The 18595-nt window shown below is 66.0% G+C and carries 14 protein-coding genes, 3 rRNA genes and 1 pseudogene; all 18 read right to left on the bottom strand.

What is annotated here, in order from left to right; all coding sequences use genetic code 11:
* Positions 1 to 13 precede the first annotated feature (13 nt).
* Positions 14 to 796: a hypothetical protein gene (locus tag VV01_RS09585; protein WP_050669689.1), complete on the bottom strand. Its 783-nt coding sequence runs from the start codon at positions 794 to 796 to the stop codon at positions 14 to 16.
* The gene (locus tag VV01_RS09590) at positions 793 to 1740 is read right to left on the bottom strand and encodes a copper transporter (RefSeq protein ID WP_050669690.1); all 948 of its coding nucleotides are present in this window, start codon (positions 1738 to 1740) and stop codon (positions 793 to 795) included. Before VV01_RS09590 ends, VV01_RS09585 begins: the two co-directional genes overlap by 4 nt.
* The gene (gene steA, locus VV01_RS09595; protein WP_050669691.1) at positions 1737 to 2918 is read right to left on the bottom strand and encodes a putative cytokinetic ring protein SteA; all 1182 of its coding nucleotides are present in this window, start codon (positions 2916 to 2918) and stop codon (positions 1737 to 1739) included. Before steA ends, VV01_RS09590 begins: the two co-directional genes overlap by 4 nt.
* Before the next feature lie 62 nt (positions 2919 to 2980).
* Entirely contained in the window at positions 2981 to 4708 is a 1728-nt protein-coding gene (recN, locus tag VV01_RS09600; protein WP_050671837.1) for a DNA repair protein RecN, read from the bottom strand.
* A 38-nt stretch (positions 4709 to 4746) separates the two neighbouring features.
* Entirely contained in the window at positions 4747 to 5646 is a 900-nt protein-coding gene (locus tag VV01_RS09605) for an NAD kinase (RefSeq protein ID WP_050669692.1), read from the bottom strand.
* On the bottom strand, positions 5643 to 6272 hold the full coding sequence (locus VV01_RS09610; protein ID WP_269431146.1) for a TlyA family RNA methyltransferase: 630 nt from the start codon (positions 6270 to 6272) through the stop codon (positions 5643 to 5645). Before VV01_RS09610 ends, VV01_RS09605 begins: the two co-directional genes overlap by 4 nt.
* 42 nt (positions 6273 to 6314) lie before the next feature.
* A pseudogene (locus VV01_RS24605) lies at positions 6315 to 6389 on the bottom strand (S4 domain-containing protein); the annotation flags it as partial.
* Positions 6390 to 6482: 93 nt separating this feature from the next.
* Complete coding sequence (locus VV01_RS09615) at positions 6483 to 6926, bottom strand: hypothetical protein (protein ID WP_050669693.1); 444 nt, start codon at positions 6924 to 6926, stop codon at positions 6483 to 6485.
* 1 nt (position 6927) lies between these two features.
* Positions 6928 to 7881: a hypothetical protein gene (locus tag VV01_RS23295; RefSeq protein ID WP_050669694.1), complete on the bottom strand. Its 954-nt coding sequence runs from the start codon at positions 7879 to 7881 to the stop codon at positions 6928 to 6930.
* A 53-nt stretch (positions 7882 to 7934) separates the two neighbouring features.
* Positions 7935 to 8975, bottom strand: a complete 1041-nt coding sequence (locus tag VV01_RS09625; protein ID WP_231635201.1) for an HAD-IIA family hydrolase — start codon at positions 8973 to 8975, stop codon at positions 7935 to 7937.
* Between the two features lie 42 nt (positions 8976 to 9017).
* Positions 9018 to 9395, bottom strand: a complete 378-nt coding sequence (locus VV01_RS09630) for a single-stranded DNA-binding protein (protein WP_050669696.1) — start codon at positions 9393 to 9395, stop codon at positions 9018 to 9020.
* A 67-nt stretch (positions 9396 to 9462) separates the two neighbouring features.
* Positions 9463 to 10191 carry a tetratricopeptide repeat protein gene (locus tag VV01_RS09635; RefSeq protein WP_050669697.1) on the bottom strand — a complete coding sequence of 243 codons (729 nt, stop codon included), beginning with the start codon at positions 10189 to 10191 and terminating at the stop codon, positions 9463 to 9465.
* Positions 10188 to 10718 carry a hypothetical protein gene (locus VV01_RS23845; protein WP_197275016.1) on the bottom strand — a complete coding sequence of 177 codons (531 nt, stop codon included), beginning with the start codon at positions 10716 to 10718 and terminating at the stop codon, positions 10188 to 10190. The genes VV01_RS09635 and VV01_RS23845 overlap by 4 nt, the downstream gene beginning before the upstream one ends.
* 248 nt (positions 10719 to 10966) lie before the next feature.
* A 5S ribosomal RNA gene (rrf, locus tag VV01_RS09645) occupies positions 10967 to 11084 on the bottom strand.
* 156 nt (positions 11085 to 11240) lie between these two features.
* Positions 11241 to 14349 (bottom strand): 23S ribosomal RNA (locus VV01_RS09650).
* Positions 14350 to 14684: 335 nt separating this feature from the next.
* Positions 14685 to 16205 (bottom strand): 16S ribosomal RNA (locus tag VV01_RS09655).
* Together the 16S, 23S and 5S rRNA genes form the textbook arrangement of a ribosomal RNA operon.
* Before the next feature lie 435 nt (positions 16206 to 16640).
* Positions 16641 to 17903, bottom strand: coding sequence for a tyrosine--tRNA ligase (gene tyrS, locus VV01_RS09660; protein ID WP_050669699.1), 1263 nt, complete (start codon positions 17901 to 17903; stop codon positions 16641 to 16643).
* A 63-nt stretch (positions 17904 to 17966) separates the two neighbouring features.
* Positions 17967 to 18593, bottom strand: a complete 627-nt coding sequence (locus VV01_RS09665; protein ID WP_050669700.1) for a DNA-3-methyladenine glycosylase — start codon at positions 18591 to 18593, stop codon at positions 17967 to 17969.
* Positions 18594 to 18595: the final 2 nt, after the last annotated feature.

Below are 18595 nucleotides of genomic sequence, written 5' to 3' on the forward strand. Positions count from 1 at the left end.
CTCGGGCCCACCGTCATGGCCGCGGACGCCCCCAGGCGTCGAGCTCGCGCAGGCCCGGCGTGCTGGCGATCACCCGCGAGAAGCTCACGCGCTCCGATGCGAGGGTCAGGACGACCACTGCGCCCGCGGCCGCCCACCGACTCCGCGTGCCGAGGGTGATGGCGAGGGCACTGCCGAGGAGTGCACCCAGAGCGTTGGCGCCGGTGTCGCCCATCATCGCCTCACCGCGCAGGTCCTCTGGCAGTGCGGCGACCGCGGCGCCCATGCCGGCGGCAGCCACGCTCGACCCCGCGAACGTGATGGGGACGCCGACGATCAGAGCGACCTTCAGCGCCCGGCCCGGACGCAGGTCGAACAGGTTGAGCAGGTTGGCGCCGCCGGCGATGAGCACTGCACCGGCCGGCGTACCGAGCCCGACGTGATCGCGGTCGAGCGCCCAGGCCGTGGCCAGGCCGGTGGCTCCCAGGCCGAGCACCTTGACGGCACCGGTGGTCACCTCACCGCGGCGAAGGGCAGCAAGATGGCCCTTCAGTCCCTTGCTGTCGGTGCTGCCGACGAGATCGTCCAGGACACCGAGTGCTCCCGCTGCAGCGGCGGCTCCGGCCACCGGCGGTGCGGTGAGTGCGACGGTCACGCATCCAGCGACCAGAGCCGGACCCTCGAGCAGGGTCACGGGACGACCGGCGTGGTTGGTGCGCTCCCAGCGCTGAGCGCCGCCGGGCGGTCGTCGCCGCAGCAACGGCAGCGCGGCACGCACGGCGACACCGGCGAGCGCCGCGCAGAGCAGCCGGTTCACTCGCCCTCCGACAGGTTGGGTGTGATCGTCGTCGCGGTGTCCGCGAGGCCGAACTGCCCGGCCTGACCCTTGAACTCCTCGCGCAGCGCCAGGACGAGCGCCGCCTGTCCGACCGACATGTCGCCGTCGTCGACCGTGCTCATCGCGCCAGTGACCTCAGGGCTGTGACGGAGGGCGTTGACGAGCCCGTCCGGTGAGGTCAGGTCGTCCTTGACCGGCCCGGACGCAACACCCACCACCGGGCGCCCTGACAGCCCGATGGCCGTGATCACGTCACTCCACGCCTTGACCGTCGAGGCGTTGTCGCCTCCGGCGGACATGCCCGGCCAGAGCACGACCACCGATGCCGCTTGCGTGGGACCGGCAGGTTCGGACTCGCCCAGGTCGTTGTCCTTGAGCTGCCCCAGGACGCCCGTGGCTGCTTCGTCAGGGCGCCCACCCGAGCCGGAGTGCGCGACCGACTCGACGATGACTTTGCCCGCGAGCCTGTTCTTGGGGATGGACGCCGTGTCCAGCCCGAGCGCGGTGGCGGCGTCACGCACCACCCGGTCACGGTCGCTACCGCTGCCGCTGACCCAGCTCTCGTCCAGGCGCAGCGTCGTGGTCACACTGGCACCGGCCGTACGAAGGCTGTCGCGGCTGGAGTCGACCAGACCGTCGTCGGTGCCGGGCAGCACCACGACGGCGACGGTGCGTCCGGAGAGCTGGCCCGGCAGCACCTTCGGTGCGACCGACTCGGCGTACGCGTCCTGCCGACCGACGACCTTCTCGGCGGCCTTGCGCTGATCACGTGCGTCGTTGAGCTGGCGACGTTGGCTCTCGACCTGCTGGTTGAGACTGCCGGCCAGGCCGTCCCGCAGGCTGGTGGCGCCGATGACGATGCCCACCGCCAGCGCGAGGAAGACCGCCACGATCGAGACGATGTGGTAGCGGAAGTCGATCATTCGAACACTCCTGTGAGCCAGGACCAGAAGCCGTCCCACCGGGAGCCGATCAGCTGGAAGATGGTGTCACCGGCCGGGGTGCTGGCCAGGGCGACGAACAGCGCGAGAAAACCGGACAGCACCAGGACCACGAGCATCCAGGTGGGCACCGTCGTGCGGTAGAGCCGGCTCACTCCCTTGGCGTCGACGAGCTTGCTCCCCACCCGCAGGCGGGTCAGGAAGGTGCTCGCCATACCTGCCCGTCCCTTGTCCAGGAACTCCACGAGCGTCGCGTGCGTACCGACGGCGACGATCAGGTCAGCGCCCTTGTCGTCGGCGAGCAGCATCGCGATGTCCTCGCTGGTGCCGGTGGCCGGGAACACCACGGGGTCCCGAACGCCGAGCTCCTCGACACGGACCAGGCCAGGAGCCTTGCCGTCGCGGTAGGCGTGCACGACGACCTCGGCTCCGCTGGTCAGCGTCGCGTCGCTGACGGAGTCCATGTCCCCGACGATCATGTGCGGCTTCATCCCGGCCTCGACCAGCGCGTCAGCGCCTCCGTCGACGCCGATGAGCACCGGCTTGTAGTCGCGGATGAAGGGGCGGAGGATCTGGATGTCCTCCTTGTAGTGGTAGCCGCGGACGACGACCAGGACGGGTCGGCCGTCCATGTCGGTGCGGATGTCCGGCAGTCCGACGCCGTCCAGCAGGAGGTCGCGCTCCTCACGGAGGTACTCCATGGTGTTGGCGGCGAACGCCTCCATCTGGGTCGACAGCCCGGCTCGCGCGTCCTCGAGGGCTTCCTGGACGGACGCGGTCGTCATCAACGTGCCTCGCGCGACCACGGTGTCTCCGACGACCAGGTCGCCGTCGGACACCTGCGCCAGCTCGCCGTCCGACACTGCGGCCATGACGCCCTCACCGGCGCGGTCGATGAGCGGGATGCCGGCGTCGACCAGGATGGCCGGCCCGAGGTTGGGGTAGCGACCGCTGATGGACTCGGCGGCGTTGACCACTGCGGCCGGCCGGCAGGCGACGAGTGCCTCGGCGCTCACCTGGTCGATGTCACGGTGGTTGATGACGGCGATGTCACCGGGCCGTAGGCGCTTGGTGAGGTTCTTGGTGCGTGCGTCGACCCGCACGGTCCCGCCGACACCGGCGGGCTCCGGGGTCACGTGCCGACGCAGGGAAAACCTCATCCGCCCCATCGTGCCACGGCCGGCTCGTCTCTCCTGTGCTGTCTCGGGCTCGGACGACGCGCTCATCCCTGGGTCGACTTGAGCAGCTCGCGTGCGTGCCGTCGAGCGGCCTTGCTGTCGCTGACACCGCCGAGCATGCGGGCGAGCTCGGCCTCGCGCTCGGCGCCACGGACGACGGTCACCCCGCTGGAGGTCACCTGCCCGTCGTCCTGCTTGTGCACGACCAGGTGCTGGTCGGCGTACGCCGCGACCTGGGCGAGGTGGGTCACCACGATGACCTGGGCGTGCTCGGCGAGGGCCTTGAGCCGGGCGCCGACGTCGAGTGCGGCCGCACCACCCACCCCGGCATCGACCTCGTCGAACACGAAGGTCGGCAGGTCGCCCGAGGCGGTCACCACCTCCAGGGCGAGCATGACGCGCGAGAGCTCGCCGCCGCTCGCGGCCTTGGCGACCGTTCGCGGCGGTGCGCCCTTGTTGGCGGCGAGCATGATCTCGACGTCGTCGACGCCGTGAGCAGCCGTACGCACCTGCCGGCCGTCCGGGAGGAGCAGACCGTCGTCGTGCTCGTGCTGCCGAACCGCGACCTCGACGCGGGCCGATCCCATCGCCAGGTGAGCGAGCTCTTCGCCGACTCGCGTGCCGAGGGTGCGCGCTGCGTCCTGGCGCGCGGCGCTCAGGGCCGCCGCGGCAGCCCCGAGCCGCGGCTCGAGATCGCCCACGGTCTCCTGCAGCATGTTGATGCGGTCATCGGTGCCGGCGAGGTCTGCTGCCTCCTTGGCCGCGTCCTTGCTCCAGGCCAGGACCTCATCGACCGACTCGCCGTACTTGCGCAGCAGCGCCGTGATGGCTGCTCGCCGGTCGTTGACCTCATCGAGCCTGCCGGGCTCGACGTCGACGTCGGCGGTGTACGACGCGAGGTCGGCTCCGAGGTCGGCCGCGAGCACACCGAGCTCACGGAGGCGACTGTCGAGCTCGGCCAGTGCCGGGTCGTGGTCGGTCAAGGTCGTGAGGCCAGCACGGGCGTGGGACACCAGATCGACGACGGACGGGCCGGCGTCGTCGGTGTCTTCCTCATCGCCCATCAGGGCGACGTGAGCCGTCCGACCTCCACCGCGCAGCGCGTCCGCGTTGGCCAGCCGCTCGGCCTCCGCCGCCAGCGCGGTGTCCTCACCGGGCTGCGGGTCGACCTTCTCGATCTCCTCCAATGAGGCGGTGAGCGAGTCCAGCCGAAGCAGCCGCTCTCGCTGAGCTGTCGTGAGATCGGCGAGCTCAGCGCGTGCGCTCTCGAGCGCGTCGTACAGCTCGCGGTACTGCTTCGCGGCGACCGCCACCGGCTCCCCCGCGAAGCTGTCCAGCACCAGCCGGTGCTGCTCGGGCTGCTGGAGGCGCCACTGGTCCGCCTGACCGTGCACGGCGACCAGGTGGTGGCCGAGCTCACCGAGCAGGCCCACGGGCGCCGATCGTCCTCCCACGTGGGCGCGCGAACGGCCAGAAGCCGACACCGTCCGCGACATGATCAGCGCGTCGTCGACGTCGGCCCCGGCCTCGACGGCGCGCACGACCGCCGGATGGTCTGCCGCCACCTCGACGACGCCCTCGACCAGGGCCTGGTCGGCGCCCGTGCGCACCCGCCCTGCGTCAGCGCGTTCGCCGAGCAGCAGCCCGAGGCCGGACACCACCATCGTCTTGCCGGCACCGGTCTCGCCCGTGACGACGTTGAGGCCGTCGGCGAGCTGCAGGACCGCGTCGTCGATGACGCCGAGCCCCCTGATCCTGATCTCGCGTAGCACGGCGGCCACTGTAGTGACGATCGGTGACGTTGCGTGCGTCAGCGCCGCCCGCGGCCCCGCCAGCCGTCGACCGGGAGGTCGAACTTGGCGACGAGACGGTCGGTGAACGGCGCGTCGGTGAGGCGGGCGAGGTGCACGGAGCGGTCGCTGCGGTGCGCCTCGATGCGCGCCCCCGCAGGCAGGTCGAACGATCGTCGACCGTCGAACCACAGCACTCCGCGACCCGCGGACGACGGCACCAGCTCGATGGCCAGCTGAGCCTGCGGACCGAGCACCATCGGTCGGGCGAACAACGCATGCGCCGAGATCGGGACGAGCAGCAACGCCTCGACGCCGGGCCACATCACCGGCCCGCCGGCGGAGAAGGCGTACGCAGTGGAGCCGGTCGGCGTCGACATCACGACGCCGTCACATCCCCACGTCGAGAGCGGTCGGCCGTCGATCTCGACGACGAGCTCGAGCATGCGCTCTCGTGCAGCCTTCTCGACCGTCGCCTCGTTGAGCGCCCAGCCCTCGCAGACGATCGTGCCGTCGACCCGTGCCGTGACCTCGATGGTCTGGCGTTCCTCGACGGTCCAGGCGCGATCGGCGATTCCGGCGACCGTCGCGTGCACGTCCTCGGGCTCTGCTTCGGCGAGGAAGCCGACGTGCCCCAGGTTGATGCCCAGCAGCGGGACGCCGGTGTCGCGGACGGTCTCGGCGCCGCGCAGGATCGTGCCGTCTCCGCCGAGGACGACGACGAGCTCGGTACCGACCGCAGGGTTCTCAGCGCTGGCGAGCGCGACGTTGGGTTGGTCGAGGAGCCCGAACGCCGCGAGCTCCTCGTGCCCGCCGACGACATCGATGCCGTGATCGGCGAGGCCGCGCACGAGCGCGACCGCGACCTCGATCGCCTCGGGACGGCGCGGGTGCCCGACCAGCAGGATGCGGCGGGTCATGACTCGCCTCGCGCGATCTGCTCCAGCGCAGCATTGAGGTCCATTGCGGCCATCATGCCTGCCGTGCTGTGCCGGAGCCACAGGAGGTACTCCCGGTTGCCTGTACCACCGGCGACCGGACTCGGCGCGAGTCCGTGCGGGACCAGGCCTTGCCGCCGTGCCGCGTCGACGACTCCGGACACCGATCGCGCACGCAGCTGTGCCGACTGGACGACTCCGGTACGTGCCAGTGCATCTCGGCCCACCTCGAACTGTGGCTTGACCAGGACCATGAGATGCCCGTCGGTCGAGGTGAGGTCGGCGAGCCTTGCGATCACCAGCGGAAGCGAGATGAAGCTCAGATCAGCCACGACGACATCGGCAGGACCGCCCAGCGCATCGACATCGATGTCGCGCACATTGGTCCCCGGGAGGTCGGTGACGCGTGGATCGTGGGCGATCTCGTCGACGAGCTGGTCGTGGCCCACGTCCAGGGCGAGGACGGTCGACGCGTCCCGGGACAGCAGGACCTGCGTGAACCCACCGGTGGACGCGCCCACGTCGATGCACCGGGCACCCGGTATCGCCTCGGCCAGACCTGCGAACGTCTCGAGAGCACCGAGCAGCTTGTACGCCGCGCGCCCCACCCACGGGGCCGGAGCGACCTCGATGATGAGCTGCTGGTCGGCTGAGACCTTCTCCGATGCCTTGCGCAGCGGGTGACCGTCGAGCGTCACCGCGCCGGCCTGGATCAGCTCCTGCGCCTGCGTCCGCGATCAGGCCAGCCCCCGCGAGACCAGGGCGACGTCCGCACGCTCACGCTTCGGGGCCGTTGCCCCGTCAGCCATCGTCGGCCATCAGTCGTGCAGGTCTGACAGGCGACCCTGCAGGGCCTTGTGAGCCGAGGTCAGCTCGTCGATCTGGTCCTGCATTCGGCCGCCGTCCGCCGCATCGAGCCGCTCGAGGGCTTCGTCGACGGCCGTGTCGCCGGTCGGACCGTGCTCCGGCCTGCCTGTGCGCACCGGCTGCGCCGACAGGTCGACCGTGGTCGGCTCCGTACGGTCGACGTCGGGTTCGGCGCGCACTTCCGTTCCCTCGACGTCGATGTCAGGGCGCCCACGATCGTCCGGGTGCAGCGCGGCGCGGAGCTCTTCCCCGGTGGCCTGGGCACCGTGGTCGGACGCTTCGTCCGTACCCGTCTCGTCCTCGCCGTGAGGTACCTCAGTGGCGTCGGAGCCCGCATCGGTCAACGGGTCCTGCTGACCCGTCGGCCACGGTCGTCCGGAGTCCTGTTCGCTCATGTCAGCGTGTCGTCCCGTCCTCGGGGGTGCCGGCCGCGGTCGGCGGCACGGCCTTGACCGGTTGCGCCGCCTTCTTCGCCGACGGGACCGTGCCGTTGGTCGCAGGATCCCGGATGGCATCCACCGCCGGAACCTTCTTCGCGGGCGTCTGCGTGCCCTTCGTCGCCGCAGCGGACGCGGCGTCCTTTGCCGCGGCCTTGTCCACCGGGGCCGTCTTCTTCGCTGCGGGCGCCTTCCTCGGCGGGGTGGCCTTCTTCACCGGAGCTGCGCTTGCCGCCGGAGCCTTCGCGGGTGCCTTCGTGGCGGGAGCCTTCTTGGTGGGTGCTGCTGCCTTCGTGGCGGGGGCCTTCTTCGTGGTCGCAGCCGCGTCGCCGGGCGCTGGAGTCGTCGCCCTTACCGCGCTTGCAGCCTTCGTCGGTGACTTCTTCGCCGGAGCCTTCTTCGATGGAGCCTTCTTCGCCGCAGCTTTCTTGACCGCCTTCTTGGCGGGTGGTGCTGGGCGCGCCGGGGCGGACACGTCTGCCCCGGACGAGCGGTCGGCGATCGCCTTGCGTGACGGACGGCGGCGCTCAGGCTCGGCCGTGCCGACGTCAGCACCCCCGACGACGTCTCGACGCAGACCAGCGATCTGCTCCTTCAGCCGGTCGATCTCGGCGCGGGCAGCGTCCAGCTCGTGGCTCGACACGAGTCCGACCTTCTGCAGGCGGCCGTCGATCTCGTGACGCACCAACGACCGGATGTTCTCCTGGTTGGCCGCGGCAGCCGCGATGAGCTCGTCTGCAAGCGAGGTGACCTGACCGGCGAGCTGGCCGGCTCGCTCACTCGTCTCACGCGCGCCTGGGATCTGCTGCGGCACAGCCAGCAGTGTGCTCGCGGCCTCCATCGCCTTGGCCCGCGTCAGCTCTCCGGCACCGGACAGCAGCTGCAGTGCTGATCGGACGTTGTCGAGACTCATGGGATCTCCTCTGTCGGCATCGGTGCGAGGACGCATCGCTGCGGCGCTGCGTGTCAGGCCACGCTACTGCGCCAGAGCGTCACTGCGTCATCCCGCGCGATCTCACCATCATCGATGGCGCGCCAGAGCACCGTCAGCGCCGCGCGCAGCGTCACGACCGAGCTGGGGTGGCCCGAGAGCTCAAGTGACCAGCCGGCCCCGGCGCCTCGATCGGCCACCAACCGAACCGCGCTGCCCTCACACCGTGCTGCCAACGAGCCGTCCGAGGTCGACGCGGCGTAGGGGCTGTGCAGCTCACGCAGGTCGGCCACGACGTACTCCGGGCGCTGCTCGGGAGCGGCCCGGACGAGGTCGACCATGCCGTGGACGCCGGTGAGGACGAGGAGGGCAGGCAGCCCGGCGGCATGCGCTCCGGCGATGTCAGTCTCGAGTCGGTCGCCGATTCCGAGCACCTTGGACGGCACCGTCCTGAGCACAGCGACCGCGCGCTCGTACATCGCAGGTCCTGGCTTACCGACCACCTGTGGGTCTCGATCCACCGCTGCACGCACGGCGTCCACGAGCGTGCCGTTGCCCGGCGCGCGACCCCGCTGAGTGGGCAAGGTGCGGTCGGTGTTGGTGGCCACCCACCGCGCTCCGTCCTGCACGGCGTACGCGGCGTCGGCGAGGTCCTGCGCCGTCACTGCCGCGCCGTACCCCTGCAGCACGGCGACCGGTCGCTCGACGTCACCACTTCCACTGGCTCGTACCGGGCGGAGCCCGACGGCACGCAGAGCCTCAGTCACTCCGTCGCCGCCCACAGCCAGGACGCGGGCACCGCCGTCCAGGGAGTCGGCGAGCAGCTGGGCACCGGCGGTGGCACTCGTCACGACGTCGCCGGCGTCGACCGACAGCCCCAGCTCCTGCAGGTGCTGAGCGACGTCCTGCGGCGTCCGGGAGGCGTTGTTGGTGGCGTACACGACCTGCACGCCCTGCCCTTTCGCCTGCTCCAGGGCCGCAGTGGCATGCGGAATGGCTGTGGGACCGGCGTACACGACACCGTCAAGATCGCAGACCAGGCCCTCGAAACGGCTCAGCAGAGTGGAGGCAGACACAGGTGCCATTGTCGCGGCGACCGGTACCGGTCGCTCACGGGGTCAGGAAGACACATCTGATGCACGCACACGATCGATGCGTCCGGCCTCGACCTCGCACCGGCTGACCGCGCCGACGCCAGCACGCCAGAAGCGACGGCGAAGTGCCCCGGACACCTCGATCACTTCTCCGGTCGTCAGAGCGGCAGCCTTTCGACGGGTCCGCGCCGACCAGCACGCCACGTCGATCGTGTCGACGGTGGGCGAGCGACCGTCACCGGAGCGCCGGGGTGCCGGCGGTCGTGCCACCACCAGCCTGAACGTCACCAGCTCGTCCTGGCTCGGCAGAGTACGACGTGCGGGCTCGCCACTCACCCGTCCCACCAGGCGTACCTCGTTGACCGGCGGGACGTTGCCGGTGTCGTCACTCTTCTTGGCCATCAGATGCCTCTCGTCGGTTCGAGGCATCAGCGTCGGGGTTCAGCGTGCGACCTGGCGAGGTCGTCGATCAGTCCTGTGGAGGGCGACTGTCAGACTCACGGGATGTGGACGTCGGCTCGTCCGCGGTCTCCTCGCCCTCGAGCAGATCTTCGACCGTCAGGCCTTCAAGCGCTGCAAGCCGATCCGATGCGTCGGTCTCGCCGATGGTGTCCGCTCCGAGCGCCTTGCTGAACCAGTCGTGCGCACCGTCCTCGTCGCCCGTCGCCAGCAGCGCGTCCGCGTAGGCGTAGAAGAGACGGGCCGCCCACGGCTGCGTCGACGCCTTCGTGAGCGCGGGGATCCGCAGGCCCATCACCGCGGCGTCAGCCTGACCGAGGTCGCGACGCACGCCTGAGACGACGATGGCGAGCTCGATGTTGTCCGCCTCAGCAAGACCCTTCGCCTCATCGGACGTAGCGAGCTCGAGCGCCCGCTCCGGCCGCCCGAGTCCACGCTCACAGTCGACCATGTACGGGAGGAGGTGGTCGGAACCCGACAGCCGGCGGGCCGTGCGGAACTCCCGCAGCGCCTCGGCGAACTCACCCATGCGGTAGAGGACCAGCCCGAGCGCTTCCCGCGCTGCAGGCACGCGCCCGGCACGACGCACCGCATGCTGGGCGTGGTCCAGGGCACGGTCCGGCTCGTCATCGAGGAGCATCGCCGCGGTCGCGAGATGCTGAGCGACGCCCTCAGCGTTCTCCTTGCTCAACGTCCGCAGCTGCTGCCACACCGCACGGTCGAGCTCTTTGCCAGTCACACCCTCAGGGATCTCCGGCTCGCGTCGACGCGTACCGGGCTCAGGCTGAGCACCGGCCCGCGACCGGTTCCAGGCGCGCGGGCCACGGATATCAGCATCGCGTCCCTGCCCTCCCCTGTACGCACGAGGCTCATCGCGGCGGCCGGCGCGACTGTCGTCCCGGCCCCGGTCACTCCGCCCGGCTCCCGCTCGGCCGCCGTCACCTCTGCCCCGGTCGTCACGGCGCACGCCACGGCCATCACCCCGACGGTCGTCGCCACGGAAGTCCGAACGCCCGCGGCCCTGGGAAGCGCCTCCCCCTCGTCCGTCACGCCCACGACGCTCACCGCCGCGATCTGGACGCTCCCCACGTCGACGATCGTCACCGAAACCGCCACGAGACCGACCCCCACGGTCGCGATCGGCGTCGTCGCGTCGGCGATCCTGGCCGCGGCCGCCCGACATGCCGCCAGTACGACGTTCGCTCCCGAACGAGCCGCCACGCCGATCATCGCGAGCTCCCGCTCCGTCATCGCGACGTGCACCACCGCCACCACGCTCAGGGCGAGACCACCGGTCCGACCGGGGACGCCGCTCCGGGCGGCCGGCGTCGCGGTTCTGCTCGTCTCGGGACTCGTCCTCAGCCACGATCAGCTCTCTTCTCTCGGGCAGCCACCGCGGCAGGGCGGTGACACATCGGGATCGGCGGGTGCACTCATCATGGATGTACGCGCGCCGACGCACAACAACGCAAGAAAGGCCAGCACGATGTGCTGGCCTCCCTTGACTAATGTTTGTCCGGCGGTGTCCTACTCTCCCACACCGTTCCCAGTGCAGTACCATCGGCGCTGAAGGGCTTAGCTTCCGGGTTCGGAATGTGACCGGGCGTTTCCCACTTCGCTATAACCGCCGTAACCCTGTGGAACTCTTCGGCTACGGGTTACGTTGCCTGTATTCACCTGTCAAACCATCAAGACCATCTTCCCCTTGCCCACTGGTGGGTGGTGGGGTTGTGGTCTCTGGGTGGTGTGTTGTTCCAGAGTTGCATAGTGGACGCGTAGCTTCTTTGTGGTATCAAGTTATCGGCTTATTAGTACCGGTCAGCTCCACACATTACTGTGCTTCCACGTCCGGCCTATCAACCCAGTCGTCTAGCTGGGAGCCTCTCCAGGAAATCCTGATGGAAGCCTCATCTTGAAGCGTGCTTCCCGCTTAGATGCTTTCAGCGGTTATCACTTCCGAACGTAGCTAATCAGCGGTGCTCTTGGCAGAACAACTGACACACCAGAGGTTCGTCCATCCCGGTCCTCTCGTACTAGGGACAGGTCTTCTCAAGCTTCCTACGCGCACAGCGGATAGGGACCGAACTGTCTCACGACGTTCTAAACCCAGCTCGCGTACCGCTTTAATGGGCGAACAGCCCAACCCTTGGGACCTACTCCAGCCCCAGGATGCGACGAGCCGACATCGAGGTGCCAAACCATGCCGTCGATATGAGCTCTTGGGCAAGATCAGCCTGTTATCCCCGGGGTACCTTTTATCCGTTGAGCGACGGCGCTTCCACAAGCCACCATCGGGTCACTAGTCCCGACTTTCGTCCCTGCTCGACATGTCTGTCTCACAGTCAAGCTCCCTTGTGCACTTACACTCGAAACCTGATTGCCGACCAGGCTGAGGGAACCTTTGGGCGCCTCCGTTACCTTTTGGGAGGCAACCGCCCCAGTTAAACTACCCACCAGGCACTGTCCCTGAACCAGATCATGGTCCGAAGTTAGGAGCCCAGAACGACCAGAGTGGTATTTCAACGATGACTCCACACTAGCTGGCGCTAATGCTTCACAGTCTCCCACCTATCCTACACAAGCCGCACCGAACACCAATACCAAGCTGTAGTAAAGGTCCCGGGGTCTTTCCGTCCTGCTGCGCGTAACGAGCATCTTTACTCGTAGTGCAATTTCGCCGAGTTCGTGGTTGAGACAGTGGAGAAGTCGTTACGCCATTCGTGCAGGTCGGAACTTACCCGACAAGGAATTTCGCTACCTTAGGATGGTTATAGTTACCACCGCCGTTTACTGGCGCTTAAGTTCTCAGCTTCGCCACAAGTGACTAACCGGTCCCCTTAACGTTCCAGCACCGGGCAGGCGTCAGTCCGTATACATCGAATTGCTTCTTCGCACGGACCTGTGTTTTTAGTAAACAGTCGCTTCTCCCTGGTCTCTGCGGCCCTCACCCCTAGAGAGCAAGTCTCTTCAGGGATTGGGCCCCCCTTCTCCCGAAGTTACGGGGGCATTTTGCCGAATTCCTTAACCACGATTCACTCGATCGCCTTGGTATTCTCTACCTAACCACCTGAGTCGGTTTGGGGTACGGGCGGCTCGAACCTCGCTAGAAGTTTTTCTCGGCAGCATAGGATCACCCTGCTTCCCACATTACGTGGTCACTATCAAGTCTCAGCCATATGGTCAGCGGATTTGCCTACTGACCGGCCTACACTCTTGGACGTGGACAACCATCGCCACGCGGAGGCTACCTTCCTGCGTCACTCCATTGCTTACCTACTACAAGATCGGGTCCCACGCTCCCCCAGCAACACCACACCCGAAGGTGTGGAACGTCGTGGGTTCGGGTGGTTAGCATCCCTTGATTCGATATGGGCGGTTCTTCGCCGGTTCCGGAATATCAACCGGATGTCCATCGACTACGCCTGTCGGCCTCGCCTTAGGTCCCGACTTACCCAGGGCAGATTAGCTTGACCCTGGAACCCTTGGTTATTCGGCGCGAGAGTTTCTCACTCTCGATTCGCTACTCATGCCTGCATTCTCACTCGTGTGGCATCCACGACTGGATCACTCCGCCGCTTCACTCGCCACACGACGCTCCCCTACCCAACAACACCCCTGAGGAAAACCTAGGGAAGTGTGTCATTGCCACAGCTTCGGTGGTGTGCTTGAGCCCCGCTACATTGTCGGCGCGGAATCACTTGACCAGTGAGCTATTACGCACTCTTTAAAGGGTGGCTGCTTCTAAGCCAACCTCCTGGTTGTCACAGCAACTCCACATCCTTTTCCACTTAGCACACGCTTAGGGACCTTAGCTGGTGATCTGGGCTGTTTCCCTCTCGACTACGAAGCTTATCCCCCGCAGTCTCACTGCCACGCTCTCACTTACCGGCATTCGGAGTTTGGCTGACGTCAGTAACCTGGTGAGGCCCATTAGCCATCCAGTAGCTCTACCTCCGGTAAGAAACACGTGACGCTGCACCTAAATGCATTTCGGGGAGAACCAGCTATCACGGAGTTTGATTGGCCTTTCACCCCTACCCACAGCTCATCCCCTCAGTTTTCAACCTAAGTGGGTTCGGTCCTCCACGCCGTCTTACCGGCGCTTCAACCTGGCCATGGGTAGATCACTCCGCTTCGGGTCTAGACCCAGCGACTCAAACGCCCTATTCGGACTCGCTTTCGCTACGGCTTCCCCACACGGGTTAACCTCGCCACTGAGCACTAACTCGCAGGCTCATTCTTCAAAAGGCACGCCATCACCCCAACCAGGGGGGCTCTGACGGATTGTAGGCGCACGGTTTCAGGTACTATTTCACTCCCCTCCCGGGGTACTTTTCACCTTTCCCTCACGGTACTAGTCCGCTATCGGTCACCAGGGAATATTTAGGCTTAGCAGGTGGTCCTGCCAGATTCACACGGGATTCCTCGAGCCCCGTGCTACTTGGGATCCCCTTCAGGAGTCATGAATGTTTCGGTTACGGGGGTTCCACCCTCTACGCCACAGCATTCAAGCTGCTTCACCTACACCCATGATTTCTTACTCCCCGTCAGCGTGTCAGCACTGACCAAAAGGTCCCACAACCCCCATTCCGCAACCCCTGACAGGTATCACACGAAACAGGTTTAGCCTCATCCGCTTTCGCTCGCCACTACTCACGGAATCACTGTTGTTTTCTCTTCCTGTGGGTACTGAGATGTTTCACTTCCCCACGTTCCCTCCACACACCCTATATATTCAGGTGCGGGTGACAAGAAATGACTCTTGCCGGGTTTCCCCATTCGGGTACCCTCGGATCACAGTCTGGTTATCGACTCCCCGAGGCTTATCGCAGATTCCTACGCCCTTCATCGGTTCCTGGTGCCAAGGCATCCACCGTACGCCCTTAAAAACTTGGCCACAAAGATGCTCGCGTCCACTATGCAATTCTCAAACAACACACGGAAAACCCACCAACCAACACACAACCGCATGTAAGCCGGACAGGCCCGTCACCCAACAGAAGCAACAACCACCACAAGCTCCGAAGAACCCGCAGCCGGCTGTCCCCTCAGGACCCAACAACGTGTCGACACCACACCCCACCAGACACCAACACTTTCCTCACCCCTGGACAAACCAGGAAGCTGTACTTGCATCAGCACCCAATCAGACACGGCACTATGATTGATGATCCACCCATGAGCACACCCCCACCACACACTCGGTGATGAAAGGGCTTAGCAGCTCCTTAGAAAGGAGGTGATCCAGCCGCACCTTCCGGTACGGCTACCTTGTTACGACTTAGTCCCAATCGCCAGTCCCACCTTCGACCACTCCCTCCACAAGGGTTAGGCCGTGGGCTTCGGGTGTTACCGACTTTCGTGACTTGACGGGCGGTGTGTACAAGGCCCGGGAACGTATTCACCGCAGCGTTGCTGATCTGCGATTACTAGCGACTCCGACTTCATGGGGTCGAGTTGCAGACCCCAATCCGAACTGAGACCAGTTTTAAGGGATTCGCTCCACCTCACGGTCTCGCAACCCTCTGTACCGGCCATTGTAGCATGCGTGAAGCCCAAGACATAAGGGGCATGATGATTTGACGTCATCCCCACCTTCCTCCGAGTTGACCCCGGCAGTCTCCCATGAGTCCCCACCATTACGTGCTGGCAACATGGAACGAGGGTTGCGCTCGTTGCGGGACTTAACCCAACATCTCACGACACGAGCTGACGACAACCATGCACCACCTGTACACCAGTCCGAAGACTCACACATCTCTGCATGATTCCGGTGTATGTCAAGCCTTGGTAAGGTTCTTCGCGTTGCATCGAATTAATCCGCATGCTCCGCCGCTTGTGCGGGCCCCCGTCAATTCCTTTGAGTTTTAGCCTTGCGGCCGTACTCCCCAGGCGGGGAACTTAATGCGTTAGCTACGGCACGGACCTCGTGGAATGAGGCCCACACCTAGTTCCCAACGTTTACGGCATGGACTACCAGGGTATCTAATCCTGTTCGCTCCCCATGCTTTCGCTTCTCAGCGTCAGTAGTGGCCCAGAGACCTGCCTTCGCCATCGGTGTTCCTCCTGATATCTGCGCATTTCACCGCTACACCAGGAATTCCAGTCTCCCCTACCACACTCTAGTCTGCCCGTACCCACTGCAGAACCGGAGTTAAGCCCCGGTCTTTCACAGCAGACGCGACAAACCGCCTACAAGCTCTTTACGCCCAATAATTCCGGACAACGCTCGCACCCTACGTATTACCGCGGCTGCTGGCACGTAGTTAGCCGGTGCTTCTTCTCCAGGTACCGTCACTTGCGCTTCGTCCCTGGCGAAAGCGGTTTACAACCCGAAGGCCGTCATCCCGCACGCGGCGTCGCTGCATCAGGCTTTCGCCCATTGTGCAATATTCCCCACTGCTGCCTCCCGTAGGAGTCTGGGCCGTGTCTCAGTCCCAGTGTGGCCGGTCGCCCTCTCAGGCCGGCTAACCGTCAAAGCCTTGGTAGGCCACTACCCCACCAACAAGCTGATAGTCCGCGAGTCCATCTTCCACCGAAAAACTTTCCACCAACCGCCATGCGACAGTCAGTCATATCCAGTATTAGACCCAGTTTCCCAGGCTTATCCCAGAGTGAAAGGCAGGTTACTCACGTGTTACTCACCCGTTCGCCACTAATCCACCCAAGCAAGCTCGGGCTTCATCGTTCGACTTGCATGTGTTAAGCACGCCGCCAGCGTTCGTCCTGAGCCAGGATCAAACTCTCCGTAGAAAATCAAAACCTGGCCGAAATTGAAAGAGATTCAAATCAAACGACTTGAACTTGATCAATATCAACCAAACAAACATTTGGCATCAATCATTCGACACGCTGTTGAGTTCTCAAGAAACAGCCGCACACCTTTGCTTCGCGGCTCTCGCCGCTCCGCTCTGGGGCAACTTCTCTAACTTACCACCGCTTCGCTGTCTCACCAACTCGGTCTGTGTGAGCTCCGAGGTGTTGCTGAGCGTCTGCGTCAGCGGCGGGGATCCACTCTACCTGGGCGATGGACTCGCGTCCAACCCGTTCAGATGAAATGAGGTGGTCATCCGCTGGACCGGCCTCCCGGTCTCCCGGTTGTCCGTGCCTCCTCGCGGCGACAGAGGAAACATTAGACGAACGTGGCGCAGACGCCAAATCGGGTCTGCGCCACGTCCGCCGGCACCCTCAGGACCCGCGTCGCGCGGCCACGAGGTGCTTGCGACCGCGCTTGACGATCGCCACGCGGCCATGGATGAAGTCGGCGTCCGCGAGCGTCGCCTCGAGGTCGGTCACCTTGACGTTGTTGACCGAGACGCCGCCGTCACCGATGAGTCGACGGGCGGCGCTGCGGCTCTCCGCCACCCCGGTCACCACGAGTGCCTCGACCAGAGTCGTCCCGGGGGCGACATCACTGCCCGGGAGCTCAGCGGTCGCGTCGAGCAGGGTCTGCTCGTCCAGGCCGGCGACGTCGCCCTTACCGAACAACGCCGCTGACGCCTGCTCGACAGCGCGGGTGGCCACCTCGCCGTGCACCAGCGTGGTCACGGCGGTCGCGAGAGCCCGCTGGGCCGCACGCCTGAACGGCTCCTCCTCGACCTGCTTCTCCAGCTCGCCGACCTGGTCCGGGCCGAGGTCGGTCATGACCTTCAGCATCTTGACGACCTCGGAGTCCTCGATGTTGAGCCAGTACTGGTAGAACGCGTACGGGCTGGTCATGTCACGGTCGAGCCAGACTGCATTGCCCTCGGACTTGCCGTACTTGGTGCCGTTGGCGTCGGTGAGCAGCGGCGTCGTGAGCACGTGGACGTGTGCTCCCTCAGCGCTGCGGATCAGGTCGGCGCCGGCGAGGATGTTGCCCCACTGGTCGACAGCCCCGGTCTGCAGCGTGCAGCCGTACTCGCGGAACAGGTGCAGGTAGTCCAGGCCCTGCAGGATCTGGTAGCTGAACTCGGTGTAGCTGATGCCCTGCTCGCTGTTGAGGCGCGCCGCCACGGCGTCCTTCTTGATCATCCCGTTGACGCGGAAGTGCTTGCCGATGTCACGCAGGAAGTCCAGTGCGGTGATGCCCTCGGTCCAGTCCAAGTTGTTGACCACGGTCGCCGGGTTGTCGCCCGTGAGGTCGAGGAAGGGTCGGACCTGCTGCTGGATCTTGTCGACCCACTCGGCGGTCTGCTCCTTGGTCTTCAGCACTCGCTCGGAGCTCGGGCGGGGATCACCGATGAGCCCGGTCGAGCCACCGACCAGACAGATCACCCGGTGACCTGCGCGCTGCAGGTGCCGCAGGAGGATCAGCTGGACCAGGTTGCCGAAGTGCAGCGACGGGGCTGTCGGGTCGAACCCGCAATACACCGTGATGGGCCCGTCGTCGAGCGCGGTACGCAGGGCGTCCAGGTCGGTGGTCTGCGCCACCAGGCCGCGCCACTGCAGCTCGTCGATGAGGTCGCTCACGGTCGATCGTTCCTTTCGCCTGGCCCTCGCACGCCGCGGGGCTCGTGGTCCCAGCCTGCCGTATCAGCCCGCCGGCCGACGACGCGGTTTCGCCGGGCGGTACGACGAGACGCTCGCCTCGCCGTCGACCCAGAACCGCCAGGGGTACGCCGCTCCGTCACCACCAGGCCCGCTGAGGCCGACCCGCGGACCGCGTCGTACATCTGCAGCCTTCGGCGACGTGCCATGGCGGAGCATCACCTCGGCGCCGGGATCGACGACGCGGACGCCGTCCTGCTCACGGGTCAGGTCGAGTGCCTGAGCCAGTCGCGCCGGCCCGCGCGCCAGGTCTCGGTCGGTGCTGCGCGGCCGGCGTGATCGGGCGACCTCCAGGCCGTCGACGACCTCGCCGGCGCGCATCAGCACCGCGCGGGCCGTGCCCTCCGGGCCGCACCCGACATTTGCACAGTGGTGCATGCCGTACGTGAAATAGACGTAGAGCGTGCCCGGTGGTCCGAACATGCTCGCGTTGCGCGGCGTGCGTCCTCTGAACGCGTGCGAGCCCGGGTCGTTCGCACCGTCGTACGCCTCGACCTCGGTGAGCCGGATCGTCACTCCCGCGCAGGTGACGAGGCAGCCCAGCAGGTCGGGAGCGACATCGAGGACCGGGCGGTCGAAGAACGCCGCCTGCAGCTGCTCGCCCCTGACCACGA

It is taken from the genome of Luteipulveratus halotolerans (assembly GCF_001247745.1).
GTDB classification, from domain to species: Bacteria; Actinomycetota; Actinomycetes; order Actinomycetales; family Dermatophilaceae; genus Luteipulveratus; species Luteipulveratus halotolerans.

What these genes read in the sequence shown, in the direction of transcription:
- VV01_RS09590 (WP_050669690.1), bottom strand. Translation starts at nt 1,740, where the DNA reads ATGATCGACTTCCGCTACCACATCGTCTCGATCGTGGCGGTCTTCCTC.
- steA (WP_050669691.1), bottom strand. Translation starts at nt 2,918, where the DNA reads ATGAGGTTTTCCCTGCGTCGGCACGTGACCCCGGAGCCCGCCGGTGTC.
- VV01_RS09605 (WP_050669692.1), bottom strand. Translation starts at nt 5,646, where the DNA reads ATGACCCGCCGCATCCTGCTGGTCGGGCACCCGCGCCGTCCCGAGGCG.
- VV01_RS09615 (WP_050669693.1), bottom strand. Translation starts at nt 6,926, where the DNA reads ATGAGCGAACAGGACTCCGGACGACCGTGGCCGACGGGTCAGCAGGAC.
- VV01_RS23295 (WP_050669694.1), bottom strand. Translation starts at nt 7,881, where the DNA reads ATGAGTCTCGACAACGTCCGATCAGCACTGCAGCTGCTGTCCGGTGCC.
- VV01_RS09630 (WP_050669696.1), bottom strand. Translation starts at nt 9,395, where the DNA reads ATGGCCAAGAAGAGTGACGACACCGGCAACGTCCCGCCGGTCAACGAG.